This is a genomic window from Cryomorphaceae bacterium 1068 (assembly GCA_027214385.1).
In the GTDB taxonomy this organism is placed as follows: Bacteria; Bacteroidota; Bacteroidia; order Flavobacteriales_D; family Cryomorphaceae; genus JAKVAV01.
In genome coordinates this window covers 1-1,663 of record JAPVXR010000036.1, presented here as the reverse complement: position 1 = coordinate 1,663, position 1,663 = coordinate 1, and the positions used below count along the sequence as shown (strand labels likewise).

Sequence of the window (1,663 nt, the reverse complement as noted above, 5' to 3'; positions counted from 1 at the left end):
CCTGCTCCTCCACTCCAGGTTCCACCGGTAGCTATCGTTACAGACCCGTTTAGACTTACTTCTGCATTGTTTGCACAAACAGTCTGGTCTGATCCAGCACTCGCCGTTGGTGAAGGTGTAAAGTTGATCACGATGTTATCGCTCGCAGGAAGACAGTCATCGTTTCCTGTTGTTGTCAATGTCAACGTTACCGTACCTGCAGTAATTTCTGCTGCACTTGGTGTGTAGACTGCGTTCAGTGTATTGGCATTTGGTGCGAACGTTCCCGTTCCTCCACTCCAGCTTCCACCTGTCGCTACTGTTACAGATCCATTCAAGCTGATGTCTGAGTTGTTCGAACATGCTACTTGATCGGCTCCTGCGTCGGCAGTTGGTGACGGGCTGAATGTATAAGTCACATTATCCGTTACTGCCAAACACGTTCCGTTTCCTGTTGAAGTCAACGTCAGTGTTAAAGTTCCGTTTGCAATCTCACCCGCACTTGGCGTGTATACTGCATTCAAGTCATTGGCATCAGGAGTAAATGTTCCCGATCCACCTGACCATGTTCCTCCCGTAGCTCCTGTTACAGAACCACCTAAAGAGATGTCGGCATTGTTTGAACACAACTCCTCTCCTGCTCCTGCATCTACTACCGGTGCAGGCGTAATGGTGATTACTACCTCATCGGTTACCGGATTACATGTTCCGTTACCTGTTGTAGTCAATGTCAACGTTGCCGTTCCTGCTGCGATCTCTGCTGCACTTGGTGTATAAACCGCGTTCAGTGTATTCGCATCAGGATTAAACGTACCGGTTCCACCGCTCCAGCTTCCGCCAGTCGCTACAGTCACCGATCCATTCAAATTGATGTTTGAGTTATTGGCACAAACGATTGGATCAATTCCAGCATTAGCTGTTGGAGACGGTGTGAATGTGATTACTACATCATCGCTCTCAGGCAAGCAGTCTCCGTTTCCGGTCGTTGTCAATGTCAACGTTACTGTTCCTGCAGTGATTTCCGCTGCGCTCGGAGTATAAACCGCATTGAGCGTGTTTGCATTCGGTGCGAACGTTCCCGTTCCTCCACTCCATGCTCCACCTGTAGCTACAGTTACCGAACCACTCAAGTTGATTTCTGCATTGTTCGCACACGCTACTTGGTCTGTTCCTGCATCGGCCGTTGGTGCCGGGCTGAATGTATAAGTCACATTATCGTTCACCGGTACGCAGTTTCCGTTTCCTGTAGAGGTCAATATCAAGGTTACCGAACCTGCAGTAATCTCTCCTGCACTTGGCGTATAAACTGCATTCAAGTCATTCGCGTCAGGAGTAAATGTTCCTGACCCACCTGACCATGTTCCTCCTGTAGCTCCTGTTACAGAACCACTCAAGGCGATATCAGCATTGTTTGAACAGAATACATCTGCTATTCCTGCATCTACAACCGGTGCCGGCGTGATGGTAATCACCACATCATCTGTTGTTGGATTACATGTTCCGTTTCCTGTTGTAGTTAATGTCAACGTTACCGTTCCTGCTGCGATCTCTGCTGCACTTGGTGTGTAAGTTGGGTTCAGGATATTGATATCACTGAATACTCCTGCTCCTCCACTCCAGGTTCCACCGGTAGCTATCGTTACAGACCCGTTTAGACTTACTTCTGCATTGTTTGCACAAACAG

1 protein-coding gene is annotated in these 1,663 nt (G+C 48.5%); it reads right to left on the bottom strand.

Going from position 1 to position 1,663, the window contains the following annotated elements:
• Window positions 1–1,663: hypothetical protein (locus O3Q51_18345; protein ID MCZ4410783.1), on the bottom strand; the 1,663-nt coding region annotated here is incomplete at both ends.